Here is a 17,634-nt window from a genome sequence, read left to right as displayed (position 1 = left end):
GACGAACGGGGGGAGCATGAGGGACCAGGTCACGACGGCCGAGCCGAATCCGGTGGCGGCGAACCAGCGGATCGTGACGCTGGACGTGCTGCGCGGCGCGGCCGTTCTGGGCATTCTGGCGGTCAATGCGGCGGCCTTCGCCCTGCCGATGGTGATCCTGGAATCGGCGCCGGATCAATCGCCCTTTCCCGCCGTCGTGGGGACTTCGGGCGTGGCGCAGTGGGCGGTCGATGTCTTCTTCCGCCAGAAGTTCGTGACCCTGTTCTCCATGCTGTTCGGCGTGTCGATCTTTCTGGTCGGCGGCGAGCGCGGCGATGAGGCCAAGGGGCGCGTCCTGCGCCGTCGCCTGATGTTCCTGGCTCTGTTCGGCCTGATCCACGGCCTGGCCTTCTGGTACGGCGATATCCTGCTGCTCTACGCCTGGTCGGGGCTGTTCGTGATGCTGATGCGGTCGATGCCTGCCAAGCCGCTGATCTGGATCGGCGCCGGGGCGACCGTTCTGCTGGCTACGCTTCAGGCGGGCCTGATGATGACGATGGCGCATTTCCCGGAGGCCATGAGCGAAGGCGGGCCTGCCGATGGCGCGGTCGCCGCCTCCATCGTCGCCTACCAGAGCGGCTGGGCGGGCGCGGCGCTGGAGAACCTGAAGGCCTGGGCTTTCGCCCAGGGCGCCAGCCTGCTGATGTATGTCTTCTCGACCGTGCCGCTGATGATGCTGGGGCTGGGCCTGTTCAAGGCGGGCTTCTTCCATGGCCGCGTTCCGACGCGCGTCTATGCGATGCTGATGGCGGGCGGCGCGGCGGTCTTGGCGCTGCTGGGCGTTCTGGAGTGGCTGGAGATCCAGGCCGGTCCAGGCGTCGAGGCCACCGGCGGCTGGGCGGCGGTCGTCGCCTCCTATCCGATCATCATCACCCTGGCCTACGCCTCGGCGTTGATCCTGGCGACGACGCGCGGCGTGGTTTGGCTGCGCAAGGTCTTGGCGCCGGTGGGGCGGATGGCCTTCACCAACTATCTGACCCAGACCCTGATCATGACCACGATCTTCTACATGCCGTGGGGACCGCGTCTGTTCGGCCAGGTCGACTATCCGATGCAGTGGGCCATCGTCGTCGGCGTCTGGGCGCTGCAGCTGATCTGGTCGCCGCTGTGGCTGTCGAAGTTCACCATGGGGCCGTTCGAGTGGCTGTGGCGACGCCTCAGCTATGGGCGCGACCTGCCGCTGAGGCGCGCGGCCTGAGCGGGAAGGGGCGGCGGCGAGTTGCGGCGACGGAACTGATGGCTTAATCGCCGCCTCATGACCGACGAAGCCTCCAACCGCCCCGAAGCTCGCGCGCCGCGCGGGTTCGCCGACCGTCGCGGCCGCGACCTGACCGCCGAGCGCCGCATCGTCGCGCGCGTGTCCGAGGTCTATGAGCGCTGGGGCTTTGAGGCGCTGGAGACGCCGGCGTTCGAATACGCCGACGCCCTGGGTAAGTTCCTGCCCGACGCCGACCGTCCGAACGAGGGCGTCTTCGCGCTTCAGGACGATGACGATCAGTGGATGGCCCTGCGCTATGACCACACGGCGCCGCTGGCCCGCTTCGCCGCGCAGAACTGGGAGACCCTGCCCAAGCCGTTCCGCCGCTACGCCTATGGGCCGGTGTGGCGCAACGAGAAGCCGGGACCGGGCCGCTTCCGCGAGTTCTGGCAGTGCGACGCCGACACCGTCGGCTCCGACCGGCCCGAAGCCGACGCCGAGATCATCGCCATGGGCTGCGAAGGCCTGCGCGCCGCGGGCCTGGAGGCCGGGCAGGCGGTGATCCGCGTCTCCAACCGAAAGCTGTTCGACGGCCTGTTCGACGCGGGCGGGATCACCGATCCGATGCAGCGCCTGACGGCTCTGCGGGCCGTGGACAAATACGATCGCCTCGGCGTCGAGGGCGTGCGTCTGCTGCTGGGCGAGGGCCGTCTGGACGAGTCCGGCGACTATACCAAGGGCGCCAACCTGCCCGCCTCGGTGATCGGGGCGATCGAGGCGTTTCTGGCCTCGGCCGAGACACCGGGCCTCAGCCGCGCAGGCGTGCTGGACGCCGTGTCGGGCGCCGCGCGTTCAGGTTTCTTGGGCGTCGCCGGCGAAGAAGCGTTGAAGGAGCTGGCCGCCATCGACCGCGCCCTGATCGCCATGGGCGTGTCGCAGGACGACGTGCGTTTCGACCCGACCATCGTGCGCGGGCTGGAATACTATACCGGCGCGGTGTTCGAGGCTGAACTGCTGCTGGACACCAAGGACGAGAAGGGGCGCGCAGTGCGTTTCGGCTCGATCGGCGGCGGCGGGCGCTATGACGACCTGGTGTCGCGTTTCACCGGCCAGTCGACCCCGGCGACCGGCTTCTCCTTCGGCGTGTCGCGTCTGGCCTCGGCCCTGCGCGCGGCCGGTCGCGGCGCCGAGGACGAGACGCGCGGGCCGGTGGTGGCCATCGTCTTCTCCGAGGACGACATGCGGCACTATCTCGACGCCGTGTCCGAACTGCGCGCGGCGGGCATTCCGGCCGAGCTGTATCTGGGGCGGGCGGGCATGAAGGCGCAGATGAAATACGCCGATCGGCGCGGCGCCCCGGCCGCCGTCATCCTGGGCGGAGACGAGATCGCCGCCGGTCAGGTGACGATCAAGGATCTGGACGCCGGACGCGCCCGCGCCGCCGCCATCACGGACAATAACGCCTGGAAGGCCGAGCGTCCGGGTCAGCAGACCGTGGCCCGCGATCAGCTGGTCGCGGTGGTTCGTTCTATTATCGAATAAACTTCGATAATATCCATGACGACAGCGTGACTTATCAACGTTTAGTCATAAAAGGATGCGCTTTGGGCCAGGGTTTGGTTGACGTAGGGCAGCGGAAGGCGTCATTTGGTCTCACTCAAGAGGCGCAGCGCACCGTCGCAGCGACATCTTGAAGGCGTTTCGGGGAGGAAACGTCCGCTCCTTAGAGAGCGTGAAGGCCCGCTGCGATGTATCCCCCGCAGCGGGCTTTTTCATGTCTGGAAGTCAGGGTTCTCGACGGTTGTTTGATAAGGTGGGCGAGGCGCTTCGAGCGCCGTCATGCAAGGGCGCGGCGGTGCGGGGGAGTGCGCCAATGCAAAAGGGCCGGAGCGTCGCGGCTCCGGCCCTTTCTCATTAATCCGGCGTCGCCTTACCAGATACGAACGCGGTCTTCCGGTTTCAGGTAGTATTTGTCGCCGGGCTTGACGCCAAAGGCTTCGTACCAGGCGTCGATGTTGCGCACCGGGCCGATGACCCGGAATTCGGCCGGGCTGTGCGGGTCGGTGGCGATCTGGTTCTTCAGGGCGTCCTCGCGGTATTTCGACTGCCATACCTGAGCCCAACCGTAGAAGAAGCGCTGGTCTCCCGTCACGCCGTCGATGACCGGGGAGGGCTGGCCGTTGAGCGACAGGTGGTAGGCTTCGAGGCCCACCGCCGTGCCGGCTGCGTCGCCGATGTTTTCGCCCATGGTCAGGCCGCCCTGGACGTGGAAGCCGGGCAGGGGTTCGAACTGGTCGTACTGGGCGCCGAGGCGCGTGGTCAGGGCCTTGAAGTTGGCCTTGTCCTGCTCGGTCCACCAGTTGCGCAGCACGCCGTCGCCGTCGGATTTGGAGCCCTGGTCGTCGAAGCCGTGGCCGATCTCGTGGCCGATCACGCCGCCGATGCCGCCGTAGTTGACGGCCGGGTCCGCGTTCGGATCGAAGAAGGGCGGCTGCAGAATAGCCGCGGGGAACACGATCTCGTTATTGGCTGAGTTGTAGTAGGCGTTCACCGTCTGCGGGGTCATGCCCCACTCATCTTTATCGACCGGCTTGTTCAGGCGGTTGAGCTGGTAGTTCCACATGAACTGGCCCAGGCGCTGGGTGTTGCCGAACAGATCGTCGGCCCTGATCTCCAGCGCCGAATAATCCCGCCACTTGTTCGGATAGCCGATCTTGACGGTGAATTTGCGCAGCTTCTCCTGGGCGGCCGCCTTGGTCTCGGCGCCCATCCAGGTCAGGTTGTCGATGCGGTGCGACAGGGCGGTGCGCAGGTTGGCGACCAGCTCTTCCATCTTGGCCTTGGATTCCGCCGGGAAGTATTCGGCGACGTAAAGACGGCCCGCAGCTTCGCCCAGCGAACCTTCCGCAAAGCTGATGGCGCGTTTTTCGCGACTGCGCTGCTCGGGCTGGCCCGACAGGTCGCGCGAACGGAATTCCCACTGGGCGTCGGAAAAGCGCTTCGACAGGCTGCCGGCGGCGTCGTCGGTGGTGTGGAAGGCCTGCCAGGCCTGTAGAGTGGCGACCGGCGTCTCGTCGAAGATGGCGGCGATCTTCGGCATCGCCGTGTTCTGGCGCACGATCAGGCGATCGATCGAGCCCAGGCCGGCGGCGTTGAAGTAGCCGGTCCAGTCGAAGCCGGGCGCTTCGGCTGCCAGGCTTTGAATCGAATACTCGTTATAGGTCTTGTCACGATCACGGTTCTCGATCGGCGTCCAGTGAGCTTCGGCGATCTTGTCTTCCAAGGCGACGATGGCGGCCGCAGAACCCGCCGGATCCGTCCAGCCGATGTTGGTCAGCATCCGCTCGACGTAGGCCTGATACTTCTCCTTCTTGTCGGCGAAGCGAGCGTCCAGATAGTAGTCGCGGTTGGGCAGGCCCAGGCCCGACTGCCCGGCGGTCACGGCGTAGCGGGTCGGGTTCTTCTGATCGATTGTGATACCGGTGCCGAAGAAGGATGAGCCGACGCGGCCTTGCGTCTGGCCCATGTAGGCGGCGATCTTCTCGTGCGTGTCGGCAGCGCGGATGGCGGCCAGGAAGGGCTGCAGCGGTTGCGCGTCCAGCGCCTCGATGCGGGCTTCGTCGATGTAGGAACGATAGGCGTCCGCGATCTTGGCTTCGTCCGATCCGGCGGCCAGGTCGGTGCGCGCGACCAGGCTCTGGATCAGGGCCTTCATGCGATTGTCAGACAGCTCACGCAGAAGGGGGAAGGAGCCGTAGGAGGTGCGGTCCGACGGAATCGTCAACTGGTCCAGCGCCGCGCCGTTGGCGTAGCGGAAGAAGCTGTCGCCCGGTTTCACCGAGGTGTCGCGTCCCGCCAGATCGAAACCCCAGGCGCCGTAGCGGGGCGCTTCCGTGCCTTGCCAGCCAGAGGCGCCGCCCTGGGCGGCTGGAGTCTGGAACAGTTCGAAGACGGAACAGGCGTCGTCGATGCAGGCGTGGTCATGGCCATCATGGGCCAGGGCCGCGCCCGGCGCCAGAAGGGCGACGGCGGCGACGCCGACAAGCAGTTTCTTCATGGGTGTTTCCTCATTTCAGCCCCGGAACCGTGCCGCCGAGCCTAGGCCGGATGCGCGGAGCCGCTGTCTTAAAAAAAATTCATGCTGAGAGCGAGAGCTCTCTCCCTACGGCGGCGGGGGCGCGACGCTCTGCCCATTTATGAGGGTGTAAGTAGATGTATGCAAAACTATAGTTTTTCGCCCGAAAAGCCGTATCGTTGTTCATATGACGTGATAGTCATTCGTATAATTGCGTAGGCTTCTTGATTGCTCCGCTTAGGCAGGGCAGAGATTTTTACCCGCCATGACCCATTTTGGTCATTGTTCGGTGATGAAAGTTCGCCCTTAGTTTCAGGGGCGCCCGTCGTCTTAAGGTTCGGACCCATGTCAAGCAGGCAGGGTCTGGCTTGCCGAGCGCGCCACCCATTTAAGCCCAGAGCCACCTGTCTATGCGCGTGCCCTCCCCCACTCTTGCCGAAACCGTCGAAACCGTCGCCCCGCCGCGGATGAACCGCCGCCAGGCGGCGAAGGTTCGTACGCGCCTCAAGGTGCTGGACGCGGCGCGGACCCTTTTCGCCGAGCGCGGCTATGACGCGGCGACGATCCGCGACATCGCCAAGGGCGCGGGCATGTCGACCGGCGCCGTCTTCGCCAACTTCCAGGACAAGGCCGAACTGTTCGAGACGGTCTTTGCTGAAGAGATGGAAGGCTTGCTGAACGACATGCGCGCCGGCGACGCGGGCGCCGATGCTCGCGTGACGGATCGCCTGACGGCAGCCCTGACCGCAGGTTATCACCGCTCTCTGGGCCATCTGCCGTTGATGCAGGCCATGGTTGCCCGTTCCTGGTTCCAACCGGAAGACGCCGATCAGCGCTCGCGCGCTTTTGTTGGTCCGCTGGTAGTCTGGATTCAGGACGTGCTGCAGGCGGCCGTGGGGCAAGGTGAGCTTCGCCAGGATATCGACCAGACGCTGCTGCCGCGCATGATCTGGGATGTCTTCATTTCCAACTTCCGCTACGCTGCTTATGACGGCTGGGGCGTTGAGGAATTGACCCCGCATGTGCGCAAGCAACTGGATCTGATCCTGTCGAGCCAGACGGCGCGTCAGTAGCTTTCGCTTGCGACAGTATTCGAGGGCCGCTTGCCGAGAGGCGAGCGGCCCTTTTTCACGACGGGCTCAGGGCGGCTGTGGCCGACTTACGCCCTTTCCGTCAGCCTAACGTCAACAATGGCGCTCTCCGCGGTCAGGACGGTCTTGGGCGCGATGCGGACGAAGCGCGACGCGTAGGTCGACCAGCCGGCCAGAATGCGTCGCGCCAGAGGCGAGCCGGTGGCGCCGGCGTGGGCCTCGATTAGGGCCTTGAGCCTGCCTTCCGCCTCGGCGTCGATGCGACCGACCCCGGCCATGTCGCCGTTCAGCGCCTGAACCGCGCGGCCCTCGGCGTCGAGCACGAACAATTCGCCGCCGCTCATGCCCGCCGCCAGGTTCCAGCCGACCGCGCCGAGCACGACCACACGACCGCCGGTCATGTATTCGCAGCCGTGCGCGCCCAGCCCCTCGACTACGGCCTCGGCGCCGGAATTGCGGACGGCGAAGCGTTCGCCCGCCGCGCCGGCCACGAACAGACGGCCCGAGGTGGCGCCATAGAGGGTGGTGTTGCCGCAGACCTGCTGGTCGGCGCGCCACTCATGGGGACGAACATGGATGTCGGCCCCCGACAGACCCTTGCCGACGTAGTCGTTGACCTCGCCGGTGACGTCGAGGATCAGGCCCTTGGCCCCAAAGGCGCCGAAGCTCTGACCGGCGATGCCTTCCAGCTTCAGCTTCAGGCGGCCCTGCGGACCCTGAGGGCCGAACTTGCGGACGATGGCCGAGGAGACCCCGGCGCCCGCCGTGCGCTGGGTGTTGTTCAGCGGATAGGACAGCTCCAGCGTCTGGCCGCGCTCGAGGAAGGGGGCGGCGTCCTTCAAGACCTGGGCGTCCAGGCTCTCGGGGACCGGCTGGCGCGCCTTGTCGGCCCAGCGGCCGGGCCGGTCGACGTCGACCTTCATCAGCAGGGGGTTGAGGTCCAGGTCGTCCAGATGCGAACCGCCGCGCCGCGTCTGACGCAGCAGGTCGGTGCGGCCGACAATCTCGTCGATGGTGCGGGCGCCGATCGAGGCCAGGATCTCGCGCACCTCCTCGGCGATGAAGGTGAAGAGGTTGACCACCTTTTCCGGCGTGCCGGTGAACTTGGCGCGCAGGCGCTCGTCCTGAGAACAGACGCCGACCGGGCAGGTGTTGGAGTGGCACTGACGCACCATCAGACAGCCCATGGCGATCAGGCCCGAGGTGCCGATGCCGTATTCCTCGGCCCCTAGTAGAGCGGCCAGGACCACGTCGCGACCGGTGCGGATGCCGCCGTCGGCGCGCAAGCTGACCGAGGAGCGCAGGTGGTTCAGGCTGAGCACCTGATGGGCCTCGGCCAGACCGATCTCCCACGGCATGCCCGCGTGCTTGACCGAGGTCTGGGGTGAAGCGCCCGTGCCGCCGTTGTGGCCGGCGATCAGGATGGCGTCGGCTTTGGCCTTGGCCACGCCGGAGGCAATGGCGCCGATGCCGGTGGCCGAGACCAGCTTGACCGTGACCTTGGCGTCGGGATTGATCGCCTTCAGGTCGTAGATCAGCTGGGCCAGATCCTCGATCGAATAGATGTCGTGGTGCGGCGGCGGGCTGATCAGGGTGGTGCCCGGAACGGCGTGGCGCATCCGTCCGATGAACTCGGTGACCTTGAAGCCGGGCAGCTGGCCGCCCTCGCCGGGCTTGGCGCCTTGGGCCACCTTTATCTCGATTTCGCGGCACTGGTTCAGGTATTCGGCGGTGACGCCGAAGCGGCCCGAGGCCACCTGCTTGACCGCCGAGTTGGCGTTGTCGCCGTTCGGACGAGGGACGTAGCGCGCCGGGTCTTCGCCGCCCTCGCCGGAAACGGCGCGCGCGCCCATCCGGTTCATGGCGATGTTCAGGGTCTCATGGGCCTCAGGGCTGAGGGCGCCCAGGGACATGGCCTGGGACAGGAAGCGGCGGCGGATGTCCGAGACGCTCTCGACCTCGTGCAGTTGGACGGGGGTCAGGCCATCCTTGAAGTCCAACAGGTCGCGCAGGGCCAGATCCGGCTGCTCGCGGACGGCGGCGGAGTATTGCTTGAAGCGCTTGTAGTCGCCGCGGTTCACCGCGTCCTGCAGCAGGTGGATGGTCTTGGCGTCATGGGCATGGGCTTCTCCGCCCGCACGGATGCGGAAGAAGCCGCCCATCGACGGGGAGGGGACCGCCGCGCCGAAGGCCACGGCATGACGCTTTAGCGCCGCCTGCTCCAGACCGGCCAGGCCGATGCCGGAGATGCGCGACGGCGCGCCGGGGAAGAACTCGGCGGCCAGGGCGCGGGACAGGCCCAAGACCTCGAACTCGCAGCCTCCGCGGTAGGCGGAGATGATGCTGATGCCCTTGCGCGCCAGCACCTTGAGCAGCCCCGCCTCTATGCCGTGCTTGTAGTTGAGGCAGGCGTCGTGGAGCGTCAGGCCCGGATAGGCGCCGCGATCCAGACGCTCCTGGAACAGTTCCTGCGCCAGCCACGGATTGACGGCGGTGGCGCCGACCCCGACCAGAACGGCGAAGGCGTGCGGGTCCAGGGTCTCGGCCGACCGCACGACCAGCGAGCAATAGGTCCGCAGGCCCGCCGCGATCAGGCGGCCGTGGGTGCCGGCGGTGGCCAGGATCATCGGCGCGGCCAGACGCTCGGCCGAGGCGTGCTCGTCGGTCAGGACGATCAGGGTGGCGCCCTCGCGCGCGGCGGCCTCGGCTTCGTCGCGGATGCGGTCGAGCGCCTGACGCAGGCCGGCGCCGGGGCGGTCGCCTTCGGCCGGAACGGGATAGGTGCAGTCGATCACCGTGGTCGAGCCGTCGGCGACGACGCCCAGCAGGCGCTGGTACATGCCGGTGGTCAGGACCGGGCTGTCCAGCACGAAGACCTCGGTCTGGGCCTCGTCCTGGGCCAGGATGTTGCCGAGGTTCTTGAAGCGGGTCTTCAGGCTCATGGCCCCGGCTTCGCGCAGGGGGTCGATGGGCGGGTTCGTCACCTGCGAGAAGTTCTGGCGGAAGTAGTGGGCCAGGGGGCGGGGCAGGCTGGATAGGACGGCGGGCGGGGCGTCGTCGCCCATGGAACCCACGGCCTCCTTGCCGTCACGGACCAGGACGTCCAACAGCAGGTCCAGATCCTCGCGGCTGAACCCGGCGGCGATCTGGCGACGGATCAGGGCCTCGCCGGTGGCGGCGCGCGGCTCGGGGCCGGGGCCGATGATGGGCTCCAGGTCGACCATGTTCTCCAGCCACTGTTCATAGGGCTGGGCGGCGGCCAGGGCGTCGACGGCCTCATGCTCATCGTAGAGGCGGCCGTGCTTCAGATCGACGGCGATCAACTTGCCGGGGCCGATGTGCAGACGGCGCTTGATGCGGCCCTCGGGCAGGGGGACCAAGCCGGCTTCGGAGCCGGCCAGCAGCAGGCCGTCCACGGTCTCGACAGCGCGCAGGGGGCGCAGACCGTTGCGGTCCTTGCCGGCGACGACCCAGCGGCCGTCGACGGCGCACAGGGCTGCGGGGCCGTCCCACGGCTCCATCACGGCGTTGCAGTAGGCATAGAGGGCGCGGTGTTCGGGCTTCATCACCACGTCGTCCGAGGACCAGGCCTCGGGCACGAGCAGGGCCTTGGCCAGGGGGGCGGGGCGCCCGGCGCGGACCAGAACCTCGAAGACATTGTCCAGCGCCGCCGAGTCCGAGCCGCCCGGCTGGACCACCGGCTTGACCTCCTGATCACGCTCGCCGAAGGCCGAGGCCGCCATGCGGATCTCGTGGGCGCGCATCCAGTTCAGGTTGCCCTGAAGCGTGTTGATCTCGCCGTTGTGGGCCAGCATGCGGAAGGGCTGGGCCAGCTTCCACTCGGGGAAGGTGTTGGTCGAATAGCGCTGGTGGAAGACGGCGTAGCCGGCCTCGACCGTGGGGTCGTTCAGGTCGTGATACAGCTGACCCAGCAGCTCGGCGCGGACCATGCCCTTGTAGACGATGGAGCGGGCCGACAGGGAGCACAGGTAGAAGCCGTTCAGGCCCGACGCCTGCACCGCCTTTTCGATGCGGCGGCGACACAGGAAGAGCTCGCGCTCCAGTTCCTCGATCTCCATGCCTTCGCCCTGGAGGGACTCTGGGGCGGCCAGCATGATCTGCTCGATCTCGGGCCGGGTGGCGTCGGCGCGGACGCCGACGACCGACAGGTCCAGCGGGGTCTGGCGCCAGCCGTAGATGTAGAAGCCCGAGCGGATGGCCTCGGCCTCGACGATGGCGCGGGCGTGGTCCTGGGCGCCCAGGTCGGTGCGCGGCAGGAAGACCTGACCCACGGCGATGGGGCCGGGGCGCAGGGTCTGGCCGACGGCGCGCACCTGGGTCGCGAAGAAGGCCTGGGGCAGTTCGATCATGACGCCCGCGCCGTCGCCGGACAGGCCGTCGGCGTCCACCGCGCCACGGTGGGCCACGGCCTTCAGCGACTTGATGGCCATCTCGACGATCTCGCGGCGCGGCTTGCCGTCGATGGCGCAGACCAGGCCCACGCCGCAGGCGTCGCGCTCGGACGACGGGTCATAGGCGCCGCCCTCGATCAGGCGGGCGCGGTTCTCTTCATACCGGGCCAGCCAGTGGGATTGCGATGCGTCGGTCATGCCGCGGCTTCCTCGGTACGCGCGCGCAGGTAGCGGTCGATTTCGGCCGCGGCGTCCTGGCCGTCGCGCACGGCCCAGACGACGAGAGAGGCGCCGCGCACGGCGTCTCCGGCGGCGAACACGCCGGGCAGGGTGGTGGCGAAACCGCCGCGCGCCACCTGCAGGGTGTTCCATTTGGTAAGGCCGAGGTCGGCGTCGAGCTGCTCGGCGAAGGCCTCCGGCTCGAAGCCCAGAGCCTCGATCACCAGGTCGGCGGGCAGGTCGAAGTCCGAGTCCGGCACGGGGGCGATGTCGCGACGGCCACCGGGCGCGGCGTCCGTCAGGGCCATGCGCTGGGCGCGGACGGCCACGACGGCCTCGCCCTTGGACATCAGGGCCTTGGGCGCGCCAAGCCATTCAAAGCGGACGCCTTCCTCTTCGGCGTTCTGCACCTCGCGGGCCGAGCCGGGCATGTTGTCGCGGTCGCGGCGATAGAGGCAGACGACGCTGTTCGCGCCCTGACGGACGGCGGTGCGGACGCAGTCCATGGCCGTGTCGCCGCCGCCGACGACGACGACATCGCGACCGGCGGCGTGGGGCGCGGAGGCGTCGGCGGCGTCGCCGCAGTCGACCCGGTTCTGGGCGATCAGGAAGTCGAGCGCGGCGACGGTGTCGTGCGGGCCGCGACCGGGCACGGCCAGGGTGCGGGCTTGATAGACGCCCATGGCCAGCAGGACGGCGTCATGGCGCGACCGCAGTTCGTCCATCGTCACATCGACGCCGACGTTGGTGTTGAGCACGAACTGGACCCCGCCCTCGACCAGGCGGTCGATTCGGCGCTGGACGATGCGCTTCTCCAGCTTGAAGCCGGGGATGCCGTAGGTCAGCAGGCCGCCGGCGCGGTCGTGACGGTCATAGACCGTGATCTGATAGCCCTCGCTGCGCAGGCGGTCGGCGGCGGCCAGGCCGGCCGGGCCGGAGCCGACGATGGCGACGCTCTGGCCGCGTTCGGCCAGGGGGCGGATGGGCTCGACCCAGCCGTTGTCGAAGGCGACATCCGCGATCCAGGCCTCGACCGAGCCGATGGTGACGCCGTCCCAGCCGGACCGCTGCAGGGTGCAGGCGCCCTCGCACAGACGGTCCTGCGGACAGATGCGGCCGCAGATCTCGGGCATGGTCGAGGTGGCCGAGGCGACGCGCCAGGCCTCGCGCAGGTCGCCGTCGGCCGACAGGGCCAGCCAGTCGGGGATGTTGTTCTGCAGCGGACAGGCGTTTTGGCAGAAGGGCACGCCGCAGTCGGTGCAGCGCGACGCCTGGGCCGTCCCGCCAGCGGCGGTCGGTTTGAGCGTGATCTCCGTGAAGGCGCGTACGCGCTGCTCGGCGGGCTGTTTCTCAAGCCGCCGCTGTTCAATCAGGAAACCGCCAGGGTTGGATCGTCCGCCTTTTTGCATGTGCACATTAGACGGATATATTTTCTCAACGCGCAAATATTTTTCTTATTTTGCGGAATAAATTTTTCTAAAAGGCATAAAGATGCGAAAAAATCGCAATAATGACAACCAGGGCAGGTTTTGCTTGGGTGCGTTGCGATAGGTTTCCGGGCTCGCCGCCTTGGGCGGGTCGGCCAGTCGGCAACAGTTGGCCGTCCGCGGCGGAACGTCGCGGCCGTTCGCGTGTTGCCCCTTCTCAAGGCCAAGCTGCGGGAACAGGAGGGGCGAGATGCCATCCATCGAGCGCGGACGCGGATTCGGGAGCGTCCTGGTAAGGCTTTTGGGCATTGTCATCGCCCTGATCGGGCTGACGCTGACCATTGGCGGAGGCCAGCTGATCATGCTGGGCGGGTCCGCCTATTATCTGATCGTCGGCCTGTTGATGATCGTGTCGGGCGGGCTGCTGGCCTTGCTCAGACCGTTGGGCGCCTGGCTCTACATCGCCATCTTCATCGGCACCGTCGTCTGGGCGCTGTGGGAGGTCGGGCTGAACGGCTGGGCCCTGGTCCCGCGCGTGGTGGCGCCGCTGGTGCTGTTGATCGCGGTGGTCCTCAGCTTCCCGGCGCTGAAGCGCGACGGGGGCGGGGGCAAGCTGGCCCTGGGCGGACTGGCGGCCATCGTCGTCTTCGGCCTGATCTCCGGCGTGGTGGTGGCCCAGGCGAACAAGGCGAGGGTGCTCAGCCCGGTTCCGGGCGCGGCGAACGGCGGCGTGGGCGATCCGGCGGTGCTGAAGGTCGGCGCCGACTGGCCCGCCTGGGGCGGTTCGGACAGCGCCCAGCGCTATTCGCCGCTGAGCCAGATCACCAAGGACAATGTGAAGGGGCTTCAGCGCGCCTGGACCTTCCGCACCGGCGACCTGCCGGACGAGCGCTGGGGCGCCGAGACGACGCCGCTGAAGATCGGCGACACCCTCTATCTGTGCTCGGCCCGCAACCGGCTGTTCGCGGTCGACGCGGCGACCGGCAAGCAGAAGTGGACCTATGATCCCAAGGTCGCCGACGACCAGATCCCCTATACCGCCGCCTGCCGGGGCGTGGCCTATTACGCGACCCCGAACGTCGACGCGGCCCAGCCCTGCGCCACGCGCATCATCGAGGGCACGCTGGACGGGCGCCTGGTGGCGGTGGACGCGCGCACGGGCGTTCCCTGCGCCGGTTTCGGGACCAACGGCTCGGTCAGCATCAAGCACGGCATGGGCGATCCCTACCCCGGCATGGTGTCGATCACCTCGGCGCCGGTCATCGTGCGCGGCGTGGTGGTCACGGGCCATCAGGTGCTGGACGGACAGAAACGCTGGAACGCATCGGGCGTCATTCAGGGCTTCGACGCCGTGACGGGCCAGTTGCGCTTCGCCTGGGACATGATGCGGCCGGACATCACCACCCTGCCGCCCGAGGGGGAGACCTATACGCCGGGCACGCCCAACATGTGGACCACGGCCACGGCGGACGAGGCGCTGGGTCTGGTCTTCCTGCCGATGGGCAATTCGGCGGCGGACTACTATTCCGGCCTGCGTCGCCCGGCCGAGAACGAATACGCCACCTCCCTGGTCGCGCTGGACGTGACCAGGGGCAAGCCGCGCTGGCATTTCCAGACGGTGCGCAAGGATGTCTGGGACTATGACCTGGGCTCGCAGGCGACCCTGGTCGATATGCCGATCAACGGGACTGTGGTTCCTGCGGTAATCCTGCCGTCCAAGCAGGGCGACCTCTACATCCTTGACCGTCGCACCGGCCAGCCGCTGCACAAGGTCGAGGAACGCCGCGTGCCGCAGGGTGGCGTCGAGCCGTCGCAGCGCAGTCCGACCCAGCCCTTCTCCCTGTTCCACACGCTGAGGAAGGCCGACCTGACCGAGCGCGACATGTGGGGCATGTCCCCGATCGACCAGATGGTCTGCCGCATCCAGTTCCATCAGGCGGCCTATGACGGCTATTTCACGCCGCCGACGGCGGACCGGCATTGGATCCAGTATCCGGGCTACAACGGCGGCTCGGACTGGGGCGGGGTGGCGGTTGATCCGGCGCGCGGCGTGATCGTCGCCAACTACAACGACATGCCCAACCACAACCGTCTGGTGCCCCGCGCCGAGGCCGAGCGTCTGGGCTGGTTCGCGCGCGACGACCCCCGCTACATCGAACGCGAGAAGGAGGCGGCCAATCGCGGCGGCAACCTGTCGAAGTCCAAGGCCGAGGGCGCGGGCGATCCGCAGATGGGCGTGCCTTACGCCATCGACGTCAATGCGGGCTGGCGGGTGAAGTTCACCGGCCTGCTGTGCAAGCAGCCGCCCTATGGCGGGATGCGCGTCATCGACCTGAAGAGCGGCCGCACCCTGTGGGATCGCCCGTTCGGTACGGCGCGCAAGAACGGGCCGTTCGGCATTCCGTCGATGTTGCCGCTGGAGATCGGCACGCCGAACAACGGCGGCTCGGCGGTGACGGCGGGCGGGCTGATCTTCATCGCCGCCGCGACGGACGACCTGATCCGCGCCATCGACATCGAGACGGGCAAGACGGTGTGGTCGGACGTGCTGCCGGCGGGCGGTCAGGCCAATCCGATGATCTATGAGCAGAACGGCCGCCAGTATCTGGTCATCATGGCCGGCGGGCATCACTTCATGGAGACGCCGCGCGGGGACTATGTGATCGCCTATGCGCTGCCTGAAAGCCGTTGAGGCGCGGTTCTCCCTCCCCTTTATGGGGAGGGAGGATGTGTATTACGGTCGCGTCTGGCCTTCGCCGCGCACCACATATTTGTAGGTTGTCAGCTGCTCCGCTCCGACCGGCCCGCGCGCGTGCAGTTTTGACGTTGAGATGCCGATCTCTCCGCCGAAACCGAACTCGCCGCCGTCGGCGAACTGGGTCGAGGCGTTGATCAGGACGATGGCGCTGTCGACGCCCTCCGCGAAGCGTTCGGCCGCCTGCTCATCGGTGGTGACGATGGCCTCGGTGTGGCCCGAGCCGTAAGCGCGGATGTGCGCGACCGCGCCGTCTACGCCGTCCACGACACGCACTGACAGGATGGGGGCCAGGTATTCGGCGGTCCAGTCGGCTTCGACCGCCTCGCCCATGTCGGGGATCAGGGCGCGGGCCTCGGCGTCGCCGCGCAGTTCGCATCCGGCGTTGATGAGATCAGCGGCGACGGCGGGCAGCAGGCGCTCCGCCGCCGCGCGGTCGACCAGAAGGGTCTCGGTCGCGCCGCAAACGGAAACGCGGCGCATCTTGGCGTTCAGGGTCACGCGGCGGGCGACGTCGAGGTCTGCGGCGGCGTCCAGATAGGTGTGACACAGGCCCTCAAGGTGGCCCAGCACCGGCGCCTTCGCCTCGGCCTGGACGCGGGCGACCAGGCTCTTGCCGCCGCGCGGAATGATCAGGTCGACGGCGCCGTTCAGGCCCGACAGGATGGCCCCGACAGCTTCGCGGTCAGGGATGGGGACCAGCTGGACGGCGTCGGCGGGCAGGCCCGCTTCGGTCACGGCGCGGGCGACGACGGCGGCGATGGCGCGCGAGGAGTCAAGGCCGTCCGAACCGCAGCGCAGGATCGCTGCATTGCCGGACCGGATGCACAGGGCGGCGGCGTCGGCGGTGACGTTGGGGCGGCTCTCATAGATGACGGCCAGCACGCCGATGGGGGTGCGGACGCGGGCGATGTCCAGACCGTTGGCCGGGGTCCAGCGGGCCATTTGGGCGCCGACGGGATCGGGCTGGGCGGCGATGGTCTCGACCGCGAGGGCCATGCCCTCGACGCGGGCGGGGGTCAGGGCCAGGCGGTCGATCAGGGCCTCGGACAGGCCGCCGTCGCGGGCGCGGGCCACATCGCGGGCGTTGGCGGCCAGGATGTCGGCCTCGGCGGCGCGCAAGGCTTCGGCGAGCCGGTGAAGCGCCTCGTTTCGGGCGTCGGGCGTCGTGGCGCGAAGGGCGTCGGCGGCGGCGCGGGCGCGGCGGCCCATGTCCAGCATGGCGGCGTCGAGGTCGCTCATCGGTCCTCCAGAACCAGATCGTCGCGGTGGATGACGACCGAGGGGCCGCGATAGCCCAGCAGGCTTTCGATCGCGTCGGAATGACGGCCTCGGATCAGGGCGATCTCTTCGGCGGCGTAGGACGCCAGACCGACGCCGACGCGCGCCCCGTCGGGACAGATCAGGCGCACGCTGTCGCCCTTGCCGAAGTCGCCGCTGACGGCGACGACGCCGGAGGGCAGCAGGCTCTTTCCGGCATGGAGGGCGGCGACGGCTCCGGCGTCGAGCGTCAGGGCGCCGCCGGGCGCCACGCTGCCGGCGATCCACTGTTTCCACGCGGCCAGAGGCGTGGCGGGGGCCAGGATCAGGCTGGCGCGGGCGCCTTCGCTCACAGCCTTCAGCGGATGGTTGCTCAGGCCCGAGGCGATGACGGTGGCGCATCCGGCCGAGGCGGCGATCTGGGCCGCGGCCAGCTTGGTCGCCATGCCGCCCGTGCCGACCCCGGCCTGCGCATTGGCGCCTGAGGCCATGGCCAGAATGTCGGGCGTCAGCCGCTCGATCAGCGGCAGATGGCGGGCGTTCGGATCGCGGCGCGGGTCGGCGGTGTAAAGGCCGTCCACGTCGGACAGCAGAATCAACAGGTCGGCGCGCCCTAGCTGGGCCGCGCGCGCGGCCAGTCGGTCGTTGTCGCCATAGCGGATCTCTTCGGTGGCGACGGTGTCGTTTTCATTGACCACGGGGATGACGCCGTGGGTCAGCAGGGCCTCCAGGGTGGCGCGGCCGTTTAGCCAGCGGCGGCGCCGTTCGGTGTCGTCGCGCGTCAGCAGCACCTGGCCCGCCATCAGGCCGTGGGGCGCCAGGGCTTTCTCCCAGGCGTGCATCAGCAGGGATTGGCCCACAGCGGCGGCGGCCTGTTTGTCCTGAAGGCGGCTGGACGACAGGTTCAGTCGTCCGCGTCCCAAGGCGACGGCTCCGGATGAGACGACGACTGCCTCTCGTCCCTGGCGACGCAGGTCGGCGATGTCGGCGGCCAGGCTCGCCAGCCAGTCGGCGGCGACGGCGCGGCGCGCGGCGTCGAACAGCAGGGAGGAGCCGATCTTGATCACCACCCGGCGCGCCTGGGCCAGGGCGACGGCAGGCGAGGCGGCGGCCTCAAGGGCTTCGGGGAGGGGGGCGGCGGAGGAGGTCACCCAGCCT

10 protein-coding genes are annotated in these 17,634 nt (G+C 68.3%); 4 read left to right on the top strand and 6 right to left on the bottom strand.

Annotated elements, in window-relative coordinates; genetic code table 11:
- Positions 1-16: 16 nt before the first annotated feature.
- Both EGK63_RS07670 and hisS read left to right on the top strand, forming a co-directional pair.
- Positions 17-1,237: a DUF418 domain-containing protein gene (locus EGK63_RS07670; RefSeq protein ID WP_125900683.1), complete on the top strand. Its 1,221-nt coding sequence runs from the start codon at positions 17-19 to the stop codon at positions 1,235-1,237.
- 57 nt (positions 1,238-1,294) lie between these two features.
- Positions 1,295-2,779, top strand: coding sequence for a histidine--tRNA ligase (gene hisS / locus EGK63_RS07665; RefSeq protein ID WP_125900682.1), 1,485 nt, complete (start codon positions 1,295-1,297; stop codon positions 2,777-2,779).
- A 388-nt stretch (positions 2,780-3,167) separates the two neighbouring features.
- Here hisS and EGK63_RS07660 read toward each other — a convergent pair whose 3' ends face one another.
- The gene (locus EGK63_RS07660; protein WP_125900681.1) at positions 3,168-5,294 is read right to left on the bottom strand and encodes a M13 family metallopeptidase; all 2,127 of its coding nucleotides are present in this window, start codon (positions 5,292-5,294) and stop codon (positions 3,168-3,170) included.
- Between the two features lie 428 nt (positions 5,295-5,722).
- Here EGK63_RS07660 and EGK63_RS07655 point away from each other — a divergent pair, with 428 nt between their 5' ends.
- Positions 5,723-6,385: a TetR/AcrR family transcriptional regulator gene (locus EGK63_RS07655; RefSeq protein ID WP_234288803.1), complete on the top strand. Its 663-nt coding sequence runs from the start codon at positions 5,723-5,725 to the stop codon at positions 6,383-6,385.
- 86 nt (positions 6,386-6,471) lie between these two features.
- On the opposite strand, the gene gltB is transcribed toward EGK63_RS07655, so the two are convergent.
- Genes gltB through EGK63_RS07640 form a run of 3 tightly spaced genes read right to left on the bottom strand, consistent with a single transcriptional unit; the run spans position 6,472 to position 12,722 of the window.
- The gene (gene gltB, locus EGK63_RS07650) at positions 6,472-11,013 is read right to left on the bottom strand and encodes a glutamate synthase large subunit (protein WP_125900680.1); all 4,542 of its coding nucleotides are present in this window, start codon (positions 11,011-11,013) and stop codon (positions 6,472-6,474) included.
- Complete coding sequence (locus EGK63_RS07645; RefSeq protein WP_125900807.1) at positions 11,010-12,443, bottom strand: NAD(P)-dependent oxidoreductase; 1,434 nt, start codon at positions 12,441-12,443, stop codon at positions 11,010-11,012. Before EGK63_RS07645 ends, gltB begins: the two co-directional genes overlap by 4 nt.
- 45 nt (positions 12,444-12,488) lie before the next feature.
- Entirely contained in the window at positions 12,489-12,722 is a 234-nt protein-coding gene (locus EGK63_RS07640) for a hypothetical protein (protein WP_125900679.1), read from the bottom strand.
- Here EGK63_RS07640 and EGK63_RS07635 point away from each other — a divergent pair.
- Positions 12,712-15,153: a membrane-bound PQQ-dependent dehydrogenase, glucose/quinate/shikimate family gene (locus EGK63_RS07635; protein ID WP_125900678.1), complete on the top strand. Its 2,442-nt coding sequence runs from the start codon at positions 12,712-12,714 to the stop codon at positions 15,151-15,153. The genes EGK63_RS07640 and EGK63_RS07635 overlap by 11 nt on opposite strands.
- A gap of 42 nt (positions 15,154-15,195) precedes the next feature.
- Here EGK63_RS07635 and EGK63_RS07630 read toward each other — a convergent pair whose 3' ends face one another.
- Both EGK63_RS07630 and proB read right to left on the bottom strand, forming a co-directional pair.
- Positions 15,196-16,458, bottom strand: coding sequence for a glutamate-5-semialdehyde dehydrogenase (locus EGK63_RS07630; RefSeq protein ID WP_125900677.1), 1,263 nt, complete (start codon positions 16,456-16,458; stop codon positions 15,196-15,198).
- Positions 16,455-17,627 (bottom strand): glutamate 5-kinase, encoded by a 1,173-nt coding sequence (gene proB, locus EGK63_RS07625; protein ID WP_371412936.1) that lies wholly within the window; start codon positions 17,625-17,627, stop codon positions 16,455-16,457. Before proB ends, EGK63_RS07630 begins: the two co-directional genes overlap by 4 nt.
- Positions 17,628-17,634: the final 7 nt, after the last annotated feature.

The organism is Brevundimonas sp. 357, assembly GCF_003938605.1.
GTDB lineage: Bacteria > Pseudomonadota > Alphaproteobacteria > Caulobacterales > Caulobacteraceae > Brevundimonas.
This window is presented reverse-complemented; position numbering and strand designations above follow the sequence as displayed.